At 69.9% G+C, this 19,420-nt stretch carries 15 protein-coding genes and 1 pseudogene; 5 read left to right on the top strand and 11 right to left on the bottom strand.

Going from position 1 to position 19,420, the window contains the following annotated elements; translation table 11 throughout:
• Positions 1-221 precede the first annotated feature (221 nt).
• The 3 genes and pseudogenes from J5Y09_RS10500 to J5Y09_RS10510 all read right to left on the bottom strand — a co-directional run bounded on the left by J5Y09_RS10500 (position 222) and on the right by J5Y09_RS10510 (position 2,926).
• Positions 222-1,213: pseudogene (locus J5Y09_RS10500) on the bottom strand (NAD-dependent epimerase/dehydratase family protein).
• Positions 1,210-1,794: a D-sedoheptulose-7-phosphate isomerase gene (locus tag J5Y09_RS10505; protein ID WP_209351720.1), complete on the bottom strand. Its 585-nt coding sequence runs from the start codon at positions 1,792-1,794 to the stop codon at positions 1,210-1,212. The pseudogene J5Y09_RS10500 and the gene J5Y09_RS10505 overlap by 4 nt, the downstream one beginning before the upstream one ends.
• A gap of 247 nt (positions 1,795-2,041) precedes the next feature.
• Positions 2,042-2,926: a LysR substrate-binding domain-containing protein gene (locus J5Y09_RS10510; protein WP_209351721.1), complete on the bottom strand. Its 885-nt coding sequence runs from the start codon at positions 2,924-2,926 to the stop codon at positions 2,042-2,044.
• A gap of 121 nt (positions 2,927-3,047) precedes the next feature.
• Here J5Y09_RS10510 and J5Y09_RS10515 point away from each other — a divergent pair, with 121 nt between their 5' ends.
• Complete coding sequence (locus tag J5Y09_RS10515) at positions 3,048-3,269, top strand: DUF1127 domain-containing protein (RefSeq protein ID WP_209351722.1); 222 nt, start codon at positions 3,048-3,050, stop codon at positions 3,267-3,269.
• Between the two features lie 65 nt (positions 3,270-3,334).
• Here J5Y09_RS10515 and cysE read toward each other — a convergent pair whose 3' ends face one another.
• Positions 3,335-3,988, bottom strand: coding sequence for a serine O-acetyltransferase (cysE, locus tag J5Y09_RS10520; RefSeq protein ID WP_209351723.1), 654 nt, complete (start codon positions 3,986-3,988; stop codon positions 3,335-3,337).
• A gap of 17 nt (positions 3,989-4,005) precedes the next feature.
• On the bottom strand, positions 4,006-5,028 hold the full coding sequence (locus tag J5Y09_RS10525; RefSeq protein ID WP_209351724.1) for a cysteine synthase A: 1,023 nt from the start codon (positions 5,026-5,028) through the stop codon (positions 4,006-4,008).
• 209 nt (positions 5,029-5,237) lie between these two features.
• Here J5Y09_RS10525 and J5Y09_RS10530 point away from each other — a divergent pair, with 209 nt between their 5' ends.
• From J5Y09_RS10530 to J5Y09_RS10540, 4 genes are all read left to right on the top strand, one after another.
• A complete protein-coding gene (locus tag J5Y09_RS10530) occupies positions 5,238-5,978 on the top strand; it encodes an ImuA family protein (RefSeq protein ID WP_209351725.1) in 741 nt (246 codons plus the stop codon).
• Entirely contained in the window at positions 5,975-7,708 is a 1,734-nt protein-coding gene (locus tag J5Y09_RS24315; RefSeq protein WP_245217024.1) for a Y-family DNA polymerase, read from the top strand. The genes J5Y09_RS10530 and J5Y09_RS24315 overlap by 4 nt, the downstream gene beginning before the upstream one ends.
• Positions 7,705-10,932, top strand: coding sequence for an error-prone DNA polymerase (locus tag J5Y09_RS10535; RefSeq protein ID WP_342451451.1), 3,228 nt, complete (start codon positions 7,705-7,707; stop codon positions 10,930-10,932). Before J5Y09_RS24315 ends, J5Y09_RS10535 begins: the two co-directional genes overlap by 4 nt.
• A 66-nt stretch (positions 10,933-10,998) precedes the next feature.
• Positions 10,999-11,451, top strand: coding sequence for a hypothetical protein (locus J5Y09_RS10540; protein WP_209351727.1), 453 nt, complete (start codon positions 10,999-11,001; stop codon positions 11,449-11,451).
• Here J5Y09_RS10540 and J5Y09_RS10545 read toward each other — a convergent pair.
• The 6 genes from J5Y09_RS10545 to J5Y09_RS10570 form a co-directional block, all read right to left on the bottom strand.
• A complete protein-coding gene (locus J5Y09_RS10545) occupies positions 11,411-13,396 on the bottom strand; it encodes an acetyl/propionyl/methylcrotonyl-CoA carboxylase subunit alpha (protein ID WP_209351728.1) in 1,986 nt (661 codons plus the stop codon). The two genes, J5Y09_RS10540 and J5Y09_RS10545, sit on opposite strands and share 41 nt — an antisense overlap.
• A gap of 5 nt (positions 13,397-13,401) precedes the next feature.
• Entirely contained in the window at positions 13,402-14,940 is a 1,539-nt protein-coding gene (locus J5Y09_RS10550) for a carboxyl transferase domain-containing protein (RefSeq protein WP_209351861.1), read from the bottom strand.
• 62 nt (positions 14,941-15,002) lie between these two features.
• The gene (locus tag J5Y09_RS10555; protein WP_209351729.1) at positions 15,003-16,175 is read right to left on the bottom strand and encodes an isovaleryl-CoA dehydrogenase; all 1,173 of its coding nucleotides are present in this window, start codon (positions 16,173-16,175) and stop codon (positions 15,003-15,005) included.
• A gap of 14 nt (positions 16,176-16,189) precedes the next feature.
• Positions 16,190-17,023 carry an ABC transporter ATP-binding protein gene (locus J5Y09_RS10560; protein WP_209351730.1) on the bottom strand — a complete coding sequence of 278 codons (834 nt, stop codon included), beginning with the start codon at positions 17,021-17,023 and terminating at the stop codon, positions 16,190-16,192.
• Positions 17,024-17,025: 2 nt separating this feature from the next.
• Positions 17,026-18,312 (bottom strand): ABC transporter substrate-binding protein, encoded by a 1,287-nt coding sequence (locus tag J5Y09_RS10565; RefSeq protein ID WP_209351731.1) that lies wholly within the window; start codon positions 18,310-18,312, stop codon positions 17,026-17,028.
• A gap of 41 nt (positions 18,313-18,353) precedes the next feature.
• Complete coding sequence (locus J5Y09_RS10570) at positions 18,354-19,418, bottom strand: branched-chain amino acid ABC transporter permease (RefSeq protein ID WP_209351732.1); 1,065 nt, start codon at positions 19,416-19,418, stop codon at positions 18,354-18,356.
• Positions 19,419-19,420: the final 2 nt, after the last annotated feature.

Consider the following 19,420-nt stretch of genomic DNA (forward strand, 5'->3'; position numbering starts at 1 on the left):
AAAAGCCAATCCAAGCCACCCACTCAAGGATCGCTAAGATCATACTCAAAACACTTCCAAAACCGATACAATTGTCAAAGAACAATACCAAACCAGCCCGAGCAACCTCAGGTGAGGCTACAGATGCCAGTTTGGCAAAACACCGCTTGTGGCGGGGCAAGGAACTTAGTGGAACCGTCCACCCGGGTCAAGCCCCCGCCATCAGCGGCGTGGACGGGCTTCTATGCGCCTTCGACACCCCGGTCAACCCCCCTTCGCCAGGAGAGATACCATTCCGCAAAACGCGGCACGCCCTGTTCGATCGGCGTCCGCGGCGCAAAGCCGCACAGCGCAGCAATCGCCGAGATATCCGCGAAGGTTTCCTCCACATCCGTCGCCGGGCGCGGCGCGTCCAGAATCGTTGCCTTGCGCCCCAGCGCGTCCTCCAGCACCGCCACGAAGCGCCGGACTTCCTCGCTGCGATGGTTCCCGATGTTGAAGATCCGCGGCACGCGCGCGGGCGCCGGCCGATCTAGACAGCCAAGGACCCCGGCGACGATGTCCTCCACGAAGGTGAAGTCCCGCTTGAGCCGCCCACCCTCGTAGAGCGTGATCGGCCGGCCCGCGAGGATCGCCTCCGCGAACATCCATGGCGCCATGTCCGGCCGTCCCCAGGGCCCATAGACCGTGAAGAAGCGCAGGCCGGTCTGCGGCAGGCCGAACAGGTGCGCGTGCGATTCGCTCATCAGCTCCGCCGCGCGCTTCGTCGCCGCGTAGAGCGACACCGGATGGTCCACCCGGTCGGCCTCAGCGAAGGGCAATTGGCGATTCGCGCCATAGACCGACGACGACGACGCGTAGACGAGGTGCTCGAGCCGCTGCATCCGGCGCGCCATCTCCAGCACGACGAGATGCCCCATCACATTCGCTTCGACATAGGCGAAGGGATCGACCAGCGAATGGCGCACGCCAGGCTGCGCAGCCAGGTGCACGATGCGCGTCACCTCGGGATAACGCTCGGCCAAGGGCAGCATCGCCGCACGATCGGCCACATCGATCGGCAGGAAAGTGAGGCCGCCTCGCGATTCAAGCCGCGCCAGGCGTGCACCCTTCAGCGCGGGGCATAGTAGGGGTTCGGGTTGTCGAGGCCGATCACGCGGTTCCCGCGCGCAAGCAGCGCCTCGGCGACATGCATGCCGATGAAGCCGGCCGCGCCGGTCACCAGCACCGTCATGACCGCACCAGCCGATCCTCGAGCAACTCCATCACGGCATGGCCCAAGGCGATGTGCGCTTCCTGGATGCGCGCCGTCACCGAGCTCGGCACGACAAGCGCGTGGTCGCAGAGCGCGCGTGCCGGCCCGCCATCTCCTCCGAGCAGCCCGACGGTCGCGATGCCCATGCCGCGCGCAGTTTCAAGCGCACGCAACACATTCGGTGACTTGCCACTCGTCGTGATCCCGAACAGCACGTCGCCGGCGCGCCCCAGACCCGAGAGCGGCCGCGCGAACACCTCCTCGAACCCATAGTCGTTCCCGCCCGCCGTCAGCGCCGTCGGGTCCAGCGTCAGCGCGATCGCGGGCCAGGAGGGGCGCTCGACACTGGAGCGCAGCCGCACCAGCAACTCCGTCGCTAGATGCTGCGCATCCGCGGCGCTGCCGCCATTGCCGCAAAAGAACAGGCGGCCGCCAGCCCGGATCGCCGTCTCGCAGGCATCGACGACGGCGATCAGCGTCCCCGCCGCTTCGCTTGCGAGGCGGCGCCTGAGCGCGGCGCCCTCCTCCATCATCGCCGCGAAACGCGCGGCCTCCTCCATCTCAGGAGCCCGCCGTCATGCGGGCGACGCGCATCACCCAGCCGAATCGCCTTGTCTCCACGACGGAAGCCCCGCCGCCGCGCCTGCGCGCCAAAGCTTCAGGCGCAGAGGGAAAGACCGGTTCCTTCGCGGAAGTCCCGCCAGCCATGAACGCGGTAGGCGTGGAACGATTCATGGCTCCCCCTTCTCCGGCATGCCGATACCGGCCGCGCGGCATGCGCGGACATGACATGCCGGCCGTGGCGGCTCAAGCCTGGGTCACCGCCGCCTCGGCAAAGCCGGCGCGGATCGCCTCTGCCAGGGTTTCAACCACGGGACCGCCCGCACGTCCGGTGAAGAGCGCGATGGAGAAATCCGGCAGCGGCGGCATGCCATCCTCCGCACCGAGGAAGCGCAGCCCGGGCGGAAGGGGGCCGGGCAGGCCGACCGTGACCGCAAGACCGGCCAGCGCGGGCGCGAGCGTCCCCGCCTGGGATGTGCTCCGGTAAGCGACGCGCCACGGGCGGCGGGCCTCATCCAGTGCCTGCACCGCGGCGTGGTGCCAGACGCAGCGCGGCTGCGCGGTGGCAAGCGGGATCGGTGCCCGGCGATGCGCCGCATGGGCACTGGACCCGATCCAACGCAGGCCTGCACGCCAGAGCGGCTGGCCGACCATCCCCGACTTCTCGTTGCCCGCCGAGAGCAGCGTCAGGTCGATCTCATCCCGCTCCAACCGTTCGACGAGTTCGTTTGATGGCGCGCAGGTCACCTCGACCTCGACCGCCGGATGGACTTCGGCGAAGCGGGCGAGAATCCCCGGCAGCCAGCGCAGCGCGTAGTCATCGGGCGTGCCGAGCCGGACATTGCCGGCGACCGCCGGCGTGCGGAAGGTCGCCACGATCTCGTCATGCATGGCGAGCAGCCGGCGCGCCCGCTCCAGAAGCCACGCGCCGTGCGGCGTCGTCTCCACCCCGCGCGGCCCGCGCAGCAGCAGCGGCTGGCCAAGCGCCTCCTCGAGCCGCCGGATCTGCATGGAAACCGCGGACTGGGTTCGCCCGACGGCATTGGCCGCACGGGTGAAGGATCCGCCTTCGGCGATCAGGACGAAGGAGCGAAGCAGGTCGGGGTCGAGGCCCGGGGGAATGGCCAGCATGGGTGTGCCCTCCGGCCTGAGAGATCAAGGATGCTGATGATAATCGTCAAGAGATTTCGTTTTTCTGATGCTGCGCCCGCTGCCATGGTCCTGGCTCAGGCGCCACAAGGAGGACCGCCCCATGACCAGCCGCAGCCTTTCCACCACCCGGACCATCCGGAATGCCGCGGTGCGCGGCACGACCTGGCTCGATTGGCTGCGCCGTGTCCTCCACGCCGTCGAAAGCCGTCGCCATCTCGCCGAGATGGATGACCGCATGCTGTCGGACATCGGCATCAGCCGGACCGATGCGATGCGGGAAGCCACCCGCGCCCCTTGGGACCTGACGCCGCCGCGGCGCTGAAGGCCCGCCCCTTCGCAGAAAGGCCGGCACCCGAAAGGTGCCGGCCTTTTTTCATATGCGCCGGGTCAGCGCGTTGTCTCGGGCTGCCGCTCCAACTCGGCCACGCGCGCGCGCAGCGCAGCCAGTTCCGCGCGCATCGCGGCCAGTTGCTCGCCCACGGGGTCATCTTCCGGATGGGTCAGGCCATAGCCGACCGTCGGATCGGCACAGATGGACCCGGCCGGCGGCCGCGCCGGGATGCCGACCACGGTGCAATGCGGCGGCACCTCCTTCGTCACCACGGCATTCGCGCCGATCCGCGCCCCCTCCCCGACCACGATCGGGCCGAGCACCTGCGCCCCCGCGCCGATCGCGACGCCGTTGCCGATGGTCGGGTGCCGCTTGCCGGGCTGGCCCGACAGGCCGCCGAGCGTGACGCCGTGATAGATCAGCACGTCGTCGCCGATCTCCGCCGTCTCGCCGATGACCACGCCCATGCCGTGATCGATGAAGAGTCGCCGGCCGATCCGGGCGCCGGGATGGATCTCGATGCCGGTCAGGAAGCGCCCGATGTGGGAGACGAAGCGCGCGAGGCCCTTCATCCCCGCACGCCACAAGGCGTGCGCAAGGCGATGCCACAGCACCGCATGAAGCCCAGCATAGCAGAGGATCGCCTCCGGCCAGGATGGCCGGGCCGGGTCGCGGCTGCGGATGGCGCGAGCGAGTTCGATCGCTTCCATGGGAGGAGCCTCGCGGGTCAGGCCAGCCAGGGCGGCACGGGCAGGCCCTTGCCGCGCAGGAATTCCGGGTTGAACAGCTTCGACTGGTAGCGCGCGCCGCCGTCGCAGAGAATTGTCGCCACCCGGTGCCCGGGCCCGAGCGCCTTCGCCACCTTGATGGCGGCGGCGACATTGATGCCGGCGGACCCGCCGAGCGAGATCCCCTCATGGATCTGCAGGTCGAAGACCTGCTCGAGCGCCTCCTCGTCCGTCACCTGCACGGCATCGTCGATCAGCGCGCGGTCGGGCTCGAGATTGCCGGGCACGCGTGCGGCCTGTCCGATGCCCTCGGTGATGGAATTGCCCTCGGCCTTCAGGGTGCCGGTCTTCACCCAGGAATAAAGCGCGCTGCCCATCGGGTCGGCGAGCACGATGCGCACACCCTGCTTGCGCGCCTTGAGCGCCCGCGCGACGCCGGCAAGGGTGCCGCCGGTGCCGCAGGCGCAGGTGAAGGCATCGACATGCCCATCGGTCTGCGTCCAGATCTCCGGGCCCGTCGTCGCCTCATGCGCGGCGCGGTTCGCGATGTTGTCGAACTGGTTGGCGTGGACGGCGCCCATCTCCTCGGCCAACCGCCGGCTGACATGGACGTAGTTGCCCGGGTCGGAGAAGGGCTTCGCCGGCACCAGGCGCAGATCGGCGCCGATCATGCGCAGGAAGTCGATCTTCTCGCGGCTCTGCGTCTCCGGCACCACGATCACGCTGCGATAGCCGCGGGCATTGGCGACGAGGGTGATGCCGATGCCGGTGTTGCCCGCGGTGCCTTCCACGATCGTGCCCGGCTTGCCGGGCGTCAGCAGGCCGCGCCGCTCGGCGTCGAGGATGATGCCGAGCCCCGCCCGGTCCTTCACCGATCCGCCCGGGTTCATGAACTCGGCCTTGCCGAGGATCTCGCAGCCCGTGGCCTCGCTCGCGCGGCGGAGTCGGATCAGCGGCGTATTGCCGACCGCCCCCTCGAAGCCGTCGACGATGCCGCTGGCGGGGGGCGGGACTGCGTCCATGGTCTGCCGTTCCTTGCGTTCCGGCTGATGATGGTCGGGCGGCGCAGCCGGCGGGACAAGGGGCAGGAAAGCGTTTCTCCAGAAGGGTTTGCGAACAGAAACCATTGGCCCTGAACGGGGCTGGATGAGCCAAAGCATCCGCGCTCCTTGACCTTGGGGCATCCGGCATAAGAACATAAAGCGAACATCAGCGGCCCTTCCCCCAGGCCATGACCGAACCCGACCCCGCCCCTCCTCCGCTCGACCGCCCAGCCCTGATCGCGGCCCTGCGCGCCCGCATCGCGCGCATGGAACGCGCCGGCGCGGCCGGAGCCCTGACCGCGCGAGGGGAGGACGCCATCCCCCTCTGTCCCGCCATCGATGCCGCCCTGCCCTGGGGCGGCCTGCCCCGCGCCGCCCTGCATGAGATCCTCGCCGCGGAACCCGGCGCCGCCGCCGGCTTCGCGGCCCTGGCCCTGGCCCGGGCCGGCGGCACGGTGCTCTGGATCGCGCCGGAGCCGGACGCCTGGCCGCCGGGCCTCGCCCGCTTCGGCCTCTCCCCCGCCGCGCTCGTGCTGGTCCGCGCCACCCGGCCGCAGGACGCACTCTGGGCCATGGAGGAAACCCTGCGCTGCCCTGCCGTGGGCGCTGCCCTGCTGGTGACGGGCGCGCTCGACCTGACGGCCGCTCGACGCCTGCAACTCGCCGCCGAGGCGGGAGGCGTGCTCGGCCTGCTGCTCCGCCCGGACGAGGACAACGCCGCCCCGACAGCCGCCCTCACCCGCTGGCGCATCGGCGCCGCACCCTCCGACAGCCGGAGCCCCCACGCGCTGGGCGACCCGGCCTGGAGCCTCGATCTTCTGCGCTGCCGCGGCGGTCGTCCCGCGGGCTGGCGCGCCGCCTGGCACGGGGACAGGCTGGTGACCGAGGACGAGGCCGGCACGGCCGCAGTGCCCCGGAAGCGCGCATGAGGCGGCGCTGCTGCGGGCCGCCGCGGGTGGGGCACCCGGGGGGCCAGCCCCCCGGTCCCCCCGCCGGGAGGCAAAAGCCTCCCGGACCCTCGATTCCATCGAGTTGGGGAAAAGAAGGGGCACGAGACGCCCGCGATCGGGACGGGAGCATCGCGCCTCTCACTCTTCTTGACCCAAACGCCGCGTGGTCCGGGGAGGCCGCCGCCTCCCCGGCGGGGGTCCAGGGGGCAGCGCCCCCTGGAACGCTCCACGCGTCGCGCCGCATCCTCGCCCTTCTCCTGCCGCGCCTGCCGGTCGAACGGCTGCGCCGATCCGGGCCGGTCGCCATCTGGGGACAGCGTGGATCGCGGCGGGAGGTGCTCTCGATCTCGGCCGAGGCCGAGGCCGCCGGGCTGCACCCGGGCCAGGCGCTTGCCGATGCGCAGGCGATCCTGCCCGGCGTGGATTTGGTGCCGGAGGATCCTGCCGGCGATGCGCGGGCGCTGGAGCGACTCGCGCTCTGGGCGATGCGTTTCACGCCGCTGGTGGGGGTGGCGGGTGAGGACGGGCTGCTGCTCGACATCACCGGCGTCGAGCACCTGTTCGGCGGGGAAGCCGCGCTGTTCGAGGAAGTGCTCGGCCGGCTGCGCGGGCGCGGACTGACGGCGCGCGGAGCGGTGGCGGGACGGGCGGGCACGGCGCTGGCGCTGGTGCGCGCCGGGGCTGGCGGCATGATACCCCCGGGGCAAGAGGCAGCTGCGGTCGCGCCGTTGTCGCTCGCGGCCCTGCGGCTGGCGCCGGCACTAGTCGCCGCGCTGCACGGGCTGGGCCTGCGGGATGTCGGCAGCCTGGCGGAGCAACCTCGGGCAGGGCTGGTGCGACGCTTCGGGTCAGGCCTGGCGCGGGCGCTGGACGAGGCGCTCGGTGTGGCGGAGCGCCCCATCTCCCCCATCCGGCCGCCGCCGGAGATGGCAGTGGCGCGGGACTTCGCCGATCCGGTGGTGACGCGGGAAGGGATCGAGGCGGCGCTCGACGGCCTGCTGGCCGATCTCTGCCACGCCCTGGCGCAGGCCGGCCGCGGCGCTCGGCGGTTGATGTTGCGGGCGGAGCGGGTGGACGGGGAGGTGCAAGAGATCGCGATCGGCACCGGCCTGCCCGCCCGCGATCCGGCGCATCTGGCGCGGTTGTTCCACGGGAAACTCGAAATCCTGGCCCCCGATTGCGGCTTCGAGCGACTGGCGCTCGCCGCCCTGGCGACCGACCCGATGGGCAGCGCGCAGGACTCCCTCACCCAGAGCGGCCGCACGGCGCGACGGGAGGATCTGGCGCAACTGCTCGACCGGCTGTCGCAGCGCCTGTCGGTCTGGCGCCTGGCGCCGCGCGCGTCCCACTGGCCGGAACGGGCGGTGCAGCGCGTCGGCGCCTTCGAGGCGGTCTCGGTGCCGGAGGGCTGGGCGGCCCGGCACCGTCCGGTGCGGTTGCTGCACCGCCCACTTTATATAAGTGCCGTGGCGCTGCTGCCGGATGCGCCCCCGTCCCTGCTCCGGATCGGGCGTCAGGCGCATCGGGTGGTGCGGGCCGAAGGGCCGGAGCGGGTCGAGCCGGAATGGTGGCGCGACCGGACGGGGCGAAAGCTGCGCGACTACTACCGGGTGGAACTGGCCTCGGGCGCGCGGCTCTGGGTCTGCCGGGGCGGGTTGGCGGAACCGGGGGAGGAGCCGCGCTGGGTGCTGCACGGGCACCTGCCGTGACGGGATATGCCGAGCTCGGCGCGACGACGAACTTCTCCTTCCTCGAAGGCGCGTCGCATCCGCATGAGATCGTGCGCATGGCGAAGGCGCTGGGCCATGCGGCGGTGGGCGTGGCGGACCGCAATTCCTTCGCCGGCGTGGTGCGCGCCCATGTGGCGGCCAAGGCGGAAGGGCTGCGCTTCCTGCCCGGCGTGCGGCTTACACTGGAGGATGGATCGGACTACCTCGCCTGGCCTTCCGACCGCGCCGCATGGGGGCGCCTGACGCGGATGCTGTCCGAAGCGCGGCTCGCCGCGCCCAAGGGCGAATGCCGCATCGGGCGGGATGCGCTTGTGGCGGGGGCGAAGGGCTCGGCGCTGGCGCGGGTGGCGCCGGAAAGGCCGGGCGCGGATTTCGGCGAAGGGTTGCGGCGCGACCGCGCGGCGCTGCAGCGGGATCTGGTGCTGCCGCTCTTTCTCGCGGTCGCGCATCGGCATGGCGGGGATGACCGCAGGCGGCTCGATGCCTTGGCTGGGCTCGGCCTGCCTCTGCTCGCCGCCGGTGCGGTCCGCTTCCATGTCCCGACGCGGCGCCGGCTGGCCGATGTGCTGGCGGCGATCCGGCTCGGCACCACGGTCGATACGCTCGGCTTCGCCGCCCTGCCGAATGCCGAGGCGCATCTGAAGCCGGAGGCGGAGATGCGGCGCCTCTTTGCCGGGCATGAGGAGGCGGTCGACAACACGCTGCGCGTCGTCGGGGCCTGCGCCTTCTCCCTCGACCAGCTGCGCTACGAGTATCCGGAGGAAATCCTCGAGCCCGGGCTGACGGCACAGGAGACGCTCGAGAAGCGGGTGGCGGAGGCGCTGGCGCGGCGCTGGCCGGACGGCCCCTCGGCCAAGCTGCGCAGGCTGATCGCGCATGAGATGGTGCTGATCCGGGAGCTCGGCTACGCGCCCTACTTCCTGACGGTGGACGAGATCGTCCGCTTCGCGCGCTCGAAGGGCATCCTCTGCCAGGGGCGCGGCTCGGCGGCCAATTCGGCCATCTGCTACGTGCTCGGCATCACCGCGGCGGATGTCGACACGCACGACCTGCTGTTCGAGCGCTTCATCTCCGCCGCGCGTGACGAGCCGCCCGACATCGACGTGGATTTCGAGCATGAGCGGCGAGAGGAGGTGATCCAGCACATCTACGAGCGCTACGGGCGCCGCCGCGCGGCGATCTGCGCGACGCTGATCCGCTACCGCCCGCGCAGCGCGATCCGGGAGGTCGGCAAGGCGCTCGGCCTGACGGAGGATGTGACGGCGGGCCTCGCCCGCGCCTCCTGGAGCCCGCGTGGCGACCGGGACATGGCCGATGTCGCGGCCGAGCGCGGCCTGGATGCGGAGGGCGACCCGCGGCTCGCGCTCGCGATCGAACTGGCGGACGAGATCCAGGATTTCCCCCGCCACCTCGCGACTCATGTCGGCGGCTTCGTCATCACCAAGGGCCCGCTGGTGGAACACGCGGTGGTGACGCGGGCGGCCATGGAGGACCGCACCACGCTCGAATGGGACAAGGACGACATCGAGGCGCTGCGCATCCTGAAGGTCGATGTGCTCGGCCTCGGCATGCTGTCCTGCCTCCGGCGCGCCTTCGACCTGATCGGGATGCACCACGGAAGGCGCCCCGCGCTCGAGGACCTGCAGCCCGAGGATCCGCGCGTCTACGCCATGCTGCGAAAGGCCGACGCGATCGGCGTCTTCCAGGTGGAAAGCCGGGCGCAGATGAACATGCTGCCGCGCCTGCGTCCGAAGACCTTCTACGACCTGGTGGTGCAGGTCGCGATCGTGCGGCCGGGGCCGATCCAGGGCGACATGGTGCACCCCTATCTGCGCCGTCGATCGGGGGAGGAGACCGTGGAGTTGCCCGGCCCGTCGCCGGAGCACGGCCCGCCGGACGAACTCGCCCAGGTGCTGCGGCACACCTTCGGCGTGCCACTGTTCCAGGAACAGGCGATGCGCATCGCCATCGTCGCGGCGAAGTTCAGCCCGACCGAGGCGGATGCGCTGCGCCGCGCCATGGCGACGTTCCGCGCCGAAGGCAAGGTGATGCAGTTCCGGGAGAAGTTCGTCGGCGGCATGACACGCCGCGGCTATACGCAGGATTTCGCCGAACGCTGCTTCCACCAGATCGAGGGCTTCGGCACCTACGGCTTCCCGGAAAGCCACGCCATGTCCTTCGCCCTGCTCGTCTACGCAAGCGCCTGGGTGAAGTGCCATCATCCCGCGGTCTTCGCGGCGGCGCTGCTCAACAGCCAGCCCATGGGCTTCTACGCCCCGGCGCAGATCGTGCGGGATGCGAAGGCGCATCGCGTCGCGGTGCGCGCGGCGGATGTCACGGCGAGCGACTGGGACTGCACGCTGGAGCCCGATCCGCGCAGCGCGGAAGGGCTGGCGCTGCGGCTCGGCCTGCGGCTGGTCTCGGGCCTGGGGGAGGAGGCCGGGCGGCGCATCGAGGCCGCGCGGGCGGAGGCGCCCTTTGCCTCCCTCGCGGACCTCGCGCAGCGGGCGCGGCTCGATCGCGCTGCGCTGGAGGCGCTGGCGAAGGCCGATGCCTTCCGCGGCCTGGGGCGGGATCGCCGCGAGGCACTGTGGGATGCGGCGGCGCTTTCCACGCCGGCGCCGCCATTGGCGGCCGCCGAGGGACGGGAAGCCGCGCCGCGCCTGCCGCGCGCCACGGCGGGGGAACAGACGGTGCTGGACTATGCCGGCACGGGGCTGACGCTGCGCGCCCATCCGATGGCGCTGCTGCGACCGCGGCTCGACGACATGGGGCTTGCGGATACGCGCGCGCTGGCCCGTGCGCCGCAGGGGCGGCGGCTGCGCCTGCCCGGTCTCGTGCTGGTGCGGCAACGGCCGGGCAGCGCGAAGGGCGTCGTCTTCTTCACCGTGGAGGACGAGCACGGCATCGCCAACCTGGTCATGTACCCCGATATCGCGGAGCGCTTCCGCGCGGCGGTCGTCTCGGCGCGGCTGATCGTCGCGGAAGGGCGCGTGGAGCGGCACGAGAAATCGGAGGTGCCGATCATTCACCTGCTGGTCGCGCGTGTCGCGGACCGCTCCGACCTGCTGGACGGGCTGCACCTGATGGAGGAGGCGCGCTGGGAAGGCGCGATGGCGCGTGCCGACGAGGTGCGCCGGCCCAATCCGCGCGACGATCCCCGCACCAGGGTGCGGATGCCGGCAAGCCGAGACTTCCACTGAACGCCGCTTACTTGCGACTAATTCTCATTTGCGATAAAAAATCCGTACGCAGCGAGAGGAGGCCGCATGTCGACGCGCGGATTGCCCGTTTGGCCCTGGACCGGCGCGGAGGCCGCCGCCCTGCCCGCGCCCGAACGCCTGATGCTCGACGGGCTCCGCGTCTGGCGGGCAGCCGAGGCGCCACTGCCGGCGCTGCGCCTACTGCTGGCTGCCGAGGATGCGGCGGTGGCAGCGACGCCGCTCGACGCCCTGCTCCGCGTCGCGCCGATCCAAGCCTGCGCGCCGCTCTGCCCACGCGTGAATCCTGACGAAGCCGCGCTGCTGCTCGCCTGCGCCATGGCCCAGCGCGGAGCGCGCAGCGAGGCCCTGGCCGCCCTGCTAAGGCTGCTGCCGCTGCCGGCCGCCTATGCCGCAATGCCGGCGGCGATCCACCTCGGCGCAGCGCTGCGCGGCGCCGGCCTGCTGCTGCGCAATCCCATCAGGGAAGCGCTGCGTCCCCGTCCGGCGGCGCGAGGGTGACGATCTCCGTCCCCTCCTCGATGCTGTCGCCCGCGGCGCAGCCGAGATGCGCGACGATGCCATCCGCCGGCGCGGCGATGCGAAGTTCCGTCTTCATCGCCTCCAGGATCGCGACGACCTGGCCGCGGGCGACGCGATCCCCGACCGCGACAAGCATCTGCACGACGCGCCCCGGGATAGGTGCGGACAGGCGCCCTTCGGCTGCGGCTTCCCCGCCACGCGGGGCATAGGGGTCGAGAAGTTCAAGCGTGTGGTCCACGCCCTCGAAAGTCAGGGACACCACGCCATCGTCGAGCGTGAAGGGCACGCGGTGCCATGTGCCGTCGACCGAGGCCCGAAGATCGGCCGAGAGATCGGCCTGGACCGCGATCGGCGGGCCATCATCGACCACGACCTCCATCGCGCCGCGCCGGCGTCGCACCAGCAATTGGCGCACGCGCACCGCATCGCGAAGCGACAGCACCTCCTCCGACGCACCGAACAGGCGGAACCCACGACGCCGATCCCACGGCCCTGCGCCTTCGTCACGCAAGCGAAGGCGTTCGAGATAGACCGCCGCAAAGGCGGCAAGCGCAGCCGGCGGCGTTTCGACCGGCGGCGGGATCAGGGCGGCCTCGTGCCGCGCGATGAAGCCGGTGTCGAGATCCGCCGCGACCATCGCCGGATGGGCGACAAGGCGGCGCAGGAAGGCGAGGTTCGTCGTCAACCCGCCAAGCTGCGTATCGGCGAGTGCTGCCGACAGGCGCCGCAGCGCCGTCTCGCGGTCAGGCCCATGCGCCATGATCTTCGCGATCATCGGGTCGTAGTGCGGCGTGATCGCATCATCGCTGCGCACGCCGGTGTCCATCCGCACGCCCGGCGCCCTACCCGGCCCGACGAAGCGGCGCAGCACGCCGACGGAAGGGCGGAACCCAGCAGCGGGGTCCTCCGCATAGAGTCGGACCTCGACCGCGTGACCGTCGGCCTCCGGCGGTTCGTCAAACGGCAAGGGCTCGCCGGCGGCGACGCGCAACTGCCATTCCACGAGGTCCAGGCCGGTCACCATCTCGGTGACCGGGTGCTCGACCTGGAGGCGCGTGTTCATCTCCATGAAGAAGGCGTCCTCGCCCTCCACGATGAACTCGACCGTGCCGGCGTTCACGTAGCCCACGGCGCGGGCCGCGGCGACCGCGGCCTCATGCAGCCGCGCGCGAAGGCCCGGCGAAAGATCGGGCGCCGGCGCTTCCTCCAGCACCTTCTGGTGACGGCGCTGCACGGAACAATCGCGCGTGTGCAGATGAATGGCGCGGCCATGGCGGTCCGCGAAGACTTGAACCTCCACATGCCGCGGCCGCTGCAGGTAGCGTTCGAGCAGCACACGGTCATCGCCGAAGGCCGCCTTGGCCTCCCGCCGCGCGCCGGCCAACTCGTCCAGGAAATCCGCCGCGCTGTGCACGGGGCGCATGCCCTTGCCGCCACCACCGGCGCTCGCCTTGATGAGAACGGGGAAGCCGATGCCGGCGGCCTCGATGGCCAGCCGTTCCTCGGACTGATCCTCGCCATGATAGCCAGGCACCACGGGCACGCCCGCCGCGACCATCAGCGCCTTCGATTCGGCCTTGCTGCCCATGGCCCGGATCGCCGCCGTCGGCGGGCCGACGAAGATGAGCCCCGCTTCCTCACAGGCTTCGGCGAAATCGGCATTCTCCGACAGGAAGCCGTAGCCCGGATGGATCGCCTCTGCCCCGGCTGCCTTCGCGACGGCCAGGATGCGGTCGATGCGCAGGTAGGAGTCGCGGGCCGCGGCAGGTCCGATCGGGTGCGCCTCGTCCGCCAGTTGGACATGGAGCGCGCCGGCATCCGCCTCGCTGAACACGGCGATGCAGCGGATGCCCATGCGCTGCGCCGTGCGCATGATGCGGCAGGCGATCTCTCCACGATTGGCGACGAGGAGGCTTCCAAACATCGCGCTCACATGCGGAACACGCCGAAGCGCGTCTCCTCGATCGGCGCATTGAGCGCGGCGCTGAAGGCGAGACCGAGCACGTCGCGCGTATCGGCCGGATCGATGATGCCGTCGTCCCACAGGCGCGCGGTGGCGTAGTAGGGATCGCCCTCCCGCTCGTATTTCTCCCGGATCGGCGCCTTGAAGGCCTCCTCGGCCTCGGCGCTCCACTCCTCCCCGCGCGTGGCATGGGCGTCGCGCCGGAGCGTGGCAAGGACACTCGCCGCCTGTTCGCCACCCATGACGGAAATGCGCGAATTGGGCCAGGTGAAGAGAAAGCGCGGCGAATAGGCCCGGCCGCACATGCCGTAGTTGCCGGCGCCGAAGGATCCGCCGGTGATGACGGTGACCTTGGGCACATTGGCGCAGGCGACCGCGGTGACGAGCTTGGCGCCATCCTTTGCGATGCCGCCGGCTTCGTATTTCCGTCCCACCATGAAGCCGGCGATGTTCTGGAGGAACAGCAGGGGAATGCCGCGCTGGCAGCACAGCTCGACGAAATGCGCGCCCTTGAGCGCGGATTCCGAGAAGAGAATCCCGTTGTTCGCGAGGATGCCGATCTGCATGCCCCAGATGCGCGCGAAACCGCAGACCAGCGTGGTCCCATAGCGGTGCTTGAACTCGTCCAGTTCCGACCCGTCGACGATGCGGGCGATGATCTCCCGCGCATCGACCGGCGTGCGGAGATCCGGTGGGACGATGCCGTGCAGTTCCGTGGGATCGAAGCGCGGCGGCGCCGGCGGATCGCCCGTGGCCGCCTGCCGGCGACCAAGATTGCCGACGATCCGACGGAGCAGGCCGAGCGCATGCATGTCGTCCGTGGCAAAATGGTCCGCGACGCCCGACAGCCGCGTATGGACATCCGCGCCGCCGAGATCCTCCGCGCTCACGATCTCCCCCGTCGCGGCCTTCACGAGCGGCGGGCCGCCGAGGAAGATCGTGCCCTGCTCCCGCACGATCACCGCCTCGTCGCACATGGCCGGCACATAGGCCCCACCCGCCGTGCAGGACCCCATGACGGCGGCGACCTGCGGGATGCCGGCCGCCGACATCCGCGCCTGATTGTAGAAGATCCGGCCGAAATGCTCCCGGTCAGGGAAGATCTCATCCTGGTTCGGCAGGTTCGCCCCGCCTGAATCAACAAGATAGAGGCATGGCAGTCGATTCTGCCAGGCGATCTCCTGCGCGCGCAGGTGCTTCTTCACCGTGACCGGGAAATAGGTGCCGCCCTTCACCGTCGCGTCGTTCGCGACGATGACGCATTCGCGGCCCGCGACGCGCCCGATGCCGGTGATGATTCCCGCCCCCGGGACCTCGCCGCCATGCATCCCATGCGCAGCGAGGGGCGAAAGCTCCAGGAACGGCGCCCCCTGGTCGATCAGCCTCTCCACCCGCTGGCGCGGCAGTAGCTTCCCACGCGAGAGGTGCTTCTGCCGCGCAGCGTCCGGTCCGCCAGCCGCGGCAGTCGCGACTTCGCCGCGCAAGCGGTCGAGCAGCGCATGCATCCGCTCGGCATTCGCCCGGAAGCTTTCCGAGCGGGGCAGCACGGAGGAGGAGAGGATGTGACTCACGCGGTCTCCCGGAACAGTTCGCGGCCGATCAGCATGCGGCGGATCTCGCTGGTGCCTGCGCCGATCTCGTAGAGCTTCGCATCGCGCAGCAGGCGGCCCGTGGCGTTGTCGTTGATGTAGCCGTTGCCGCCGAGGATCTGGATCGCGTCGAGCGCCGCCTTCGTCGCGGCCTCCGCGGCGAACAGGATCGCGCCCGCCGCGTCCTTCCGCGTCGTCCTGCCCTGGTCGCAGGCCCGCGCCACGGCGTAGACATAGGCGCGGCAGGCGCTGAGCATCGTGTACATGTCGGCGAGCTTGGCCTGGATCAGCTGGAATTCCCCGATCGGCTGGCCGAACTGCTTCCTCTCATGGACATAGGGCACGACGAGGTCGAGGCAGGCCTGCAGAATACCAAGCGGGCCGGCGGCCAGCACGGCACGTTCGTAGTCGAGGCCGGACATCAACACGCGCACGCCGCCGCCCACCTCGCCCAGCACGTTCTCCGCCGGCACCTCGCACTCCTCGAAGACGAGTTCGCTGGTGGGGGAGCCGCGCATGCCCAGCTTGTCGAGCTTCTGCGCCGGCCTGAATCCCTTGAAGTCGCGCTCGACGATGAAGGCGGTGATGCCCTTGGCACCGGCCGAGGGATCCGTCTTGGCATAGACGACGATCGTCTCGGCGTAGTGGGCGTTGGTGATCCACATCTTGGTGCCGTTGAGAACGTAGCGGTCGCCACGCTTCTCGGCCCGGAGCTTCATGGACACGACGTCGCTGCCCGCGCCCGGCTCGCTCATCGCCAAGGCACCGAGATGCTCGCCGGAGATGAGCTTCGGCAGGTAGCGGCGTTTCTGCTCCGCCGTGCCGCAGCGCCGGATCTGGTTCACGCAGAGATTGGAATGCGCGCCGTAGGAAAGGCCGACGGAAGCCGAGGCGCGGCTCACTTCCTCCATCGCGACGCAATGCGCGACATACCCCATGTTCGCGCCGCCATATTCCTCCTCGACCGTGATCCCATGCAGCCCGAGCGCCCCCATCTCTGGCCAGAGGTGGCGCGGGAACTCGTCAGTACGGTCGATCTCGGCGGCGATCGGCGCGATCCGCTCGGCGGCGAAGGAGCGCACGCTGTCGCGCAGCATGTCGACCTCGTCGCCGAGGCCGAAATCGAGTGTGGGGATCTGGTTGGACGGCATGGGCGACCTCGGGGTCAGAGCCAGCGCTTGCGGCGCTTGTAGGATTTCAGGTTGCGGAAGGACTTCCGATCGGCGCCGTGGCCGCCGAGATAGAATTCCTTCACATCCTCATTCTCGGCGAGCGCGGCGGCCTCGCCATCGAGCACCACCTTGCCCTGCTCCATGATGTAGCCATAGGAGGCGACGGAGAGTGCCATGCGCGCATTCTGCTCGACCAGAAGGATCGTGATGCCGAGATCGCGGTTGAGCTTCCGGATGATCCCGAAGACCTCCTGCACCAGCAGCGGCGAAAGGCCCATGGATGGTTCGTCCATGAGGATCAGCCGCGGGCGCGCCATCAGCGCGCGCCCGATCGCGAGCATCTGCTGCTCTCCTCCCGACAGGTAGCCGGCGAGGCCCGTGCGTTCACGCAGGCGCGGGAAATACTCGAACACCATGTCGATGTCGCGCCGGACCCCTGGGTCCGACCGCGTGAAGGCGCCCAGACGGAGGTTCTCGACACAGGTCATGTCGGAGATGATCCGCCGGCCCTCCATGACCTGGAAGATGCCCTTACGCACGATCTGGTGCGGATCGATCCCGTTCAGCCGTTCCCCGTCGAAGCGGACCTCGCCGCGCGTGACCGACCCTTCTTCCGTCTTGAGAAGGCCGGAGATGGCCTTCAGCGTCGTTGACTTTCCGGCGCCGTTCGCACCGAGCAGCGCGACGATGCTGCCCTTGGGCACCGAGAGCGAGAGGCCGCGCAGCACGAGGATGACCTCGCTGTAGACCACCTCGATGTTGTTCACCTCGAGGAGGGGTGGCGCCGCCGCGATCGCCGCGGCGGCAGGCTGCGAGGTCCCTTCCATGCCTACCAGCCGAGCCAGTCGGCACGGCGTTGCAGGTCGATCGTCGCCACCGGCTGCAGCGCCATGGTGCCGGCCGCCATCAGTTCCTGCACCGTTCCCTGGGCCGTGCTTCCGGTGACGCGTGCCCGGTAAAGCGCGACGCGCAGCGTGCCGCGATGGTCCTGGGTGCTGAAGTTGGATGGATTGCAGACGCCCTGGAAGCCATTCGGCACCCAGTCGCGCCGTGCGTAGAAGCCGTCGCGGATCCGCTCGCCGGTCACCTGGCCTCCGTTCGCAGCCGCGCTTTCCATGGCCTCGACCATCAGCATGGCACCGCAGACCCCAGCCAAGTAGTGAACGGGGCGATAGGCCGTGCCTGCTTGGTCCGAGACGCGGCTGATCGCGCGGACAGTGTCCATGCCGGCACCGGTACCGCCCCAGACCGCGCCGGTACGAACCGGGAAGACCACGCCATCCGCAGCGGTTCCGGCGGCCTTCATCGCGTTCTCGTCCATCCCCCAGACATTTCCGAGGAACTGCACCTGCACGCCCACCGTCTGGCAGGCCCGTAGCACCGAGATGTTGGATCCCGCAGTATTGCCGAGATAGGCGTAGTTGGCGCCCTGGTTGCGCAAGGTCAGGCACTGCGCCGTGTAGTCGCCTGGCGTCAGCGCGAACTGGATGGCGGGCAGAACCTCGAAGCCGAGTTCACGCGCGAGCGCCTCGCCCGCCTCCTTCGGGCTGTTGGGGTAGGGGTGGTTGGCGCCCATGTGGACATAGCGCGGCCGTCCCTGCTGGCCGCGGGTACGCCAGTCCTCCGCGGCCCATTGCAGCATCGCGCGCAGCGCGTCTGAGTAGGAAGGACCGTAGAAGAAGTTGTAAGGCGCTGCCTCGACGCCCTGCCGGCGGGACGTGCCGGCGGCGTCTGTCAGCGCCGCCGAGTAGGATGCGGAGATATAGGGGATGCGATCGCGCGTGACGAAGCGGACCAGCGCCTCGGTATCGGCGGTGCCCCAGCCCTGGATGGCGACCACGCGTTCCCGCTGCGCCCAGGACTGGTACTGGCTAACGGCGCGCGGCGCCTGATAGCCATAGTCGAAGCCCGACACCGCAAGCCGGCGCCCCGCAACGCCGCCGCGCATCTGGTTCACCCAGGCAAGCGTATCGGCCACGCCCTGGCCATACGGCACGCCGACATCCGAGGTCGCGCCGGAATTGTCCATCAGTTGGCCAACCGGGATCGGCGCTTGGGCGAAAGCCTGTCCGGTGGCAAGGAGCGCTCCGGCGAGAAGTGGCAGCGGAAGCCTCATGGCACATTTCCTCCTGGTTGTTTGCGGGCCGTTGGCCGGCCTCAATGCGAGAACGGGTAGAGTTTCCAATAGGCCTTGATCATTTTCCAGCGATGGACGAGCCCATCAGGCTCGAAGATGAGGAAAAGGATGATGGCCGCGCCGATCGCCATCTCCCGCAGGAAGGAGATAGAGGCGCCGAGCCGCAGCACCCTGTCGATCGCTCCGCCGGCAAGCAGGTCTGCTCCGGACTGCACGATCTCGGGCAGCAGCACCATGAAGGCCGCCCCCATCAGGCTGCCCATGACCGACCCAAGCCCGCCGATGATGATCATGGCCAGGAACTGGATCGAGTAGAGGATGTTGAAGGCCTCGACGCTGACGAACAGCAGGTAGTGCGCGTAGAGCGCGCCGCCGACGCCGGCGTAGAAGGACGCTATGCCGAAGGAGAGCGTCCTGTAGTAGGCGAGGTTGATGCCCATCATCTCGGCCGAGAGATAGTGGTCGCGAACCGCGACCAGCGCCCGCCCGTCCCTGGTACGCATCAGGTTGGCCGCGGCGACGAACAGCACGACCACATGTGCGAGGACGATGTAGAAGTAGGTTTCCTCACGGTCGAAGCGGAACCCGAACAGCTCATAGGGCTCCGTGACGCGCCCGGCGACACCGCCCGAGAACCAGCGCGCACGCGCGAAGAAGTCCTCCAGGATGAACTGCGCGGCGAGCGTTGCAATCGCGAGATACAGGCCCTTGAGTCGCGCGGCAGGGGCGCCGAAGACCAGACCGACCAGCGCGGTCATGATTCCCGCGCCCCAGATCGCGAGTGGAACCGGGACATGCCACTCGACAAGCAGCGCCGAGGCGAAGGCCCCGAAGCCGAAGAATGCCGCATGTCCGATGGATATCTGGCCGGTGAAGCCGACCAGGATGTTGAGGCCAAGGGCGGCGATGGCGCTGTAGCCGATGGCGATCAGCAAGCCGAGTTCGTAGCGTCCGAAGACAAGCGGCGCAGCGCAAAGCAGCGCAAGCCCGGCAAGCATGGCGAAGCGCGACCCTCGCGTCGGGAAGATCGTCGTATCGGCCCGATAGGAGGAGCGGAAGTCGCCCGCCGGCGTCATCGAGGTCATCG

This window comes from Roseomonas nitratireducens (assembly GCF_017813355.1).
GTDB classification, from domain to species: Bacteria; Pseudomonadota; Alphaproteobacteria; order Acetobacterales; family Acetobacteraceae; genus Neoroseomonas; species Neoroseomonas nitratireducens.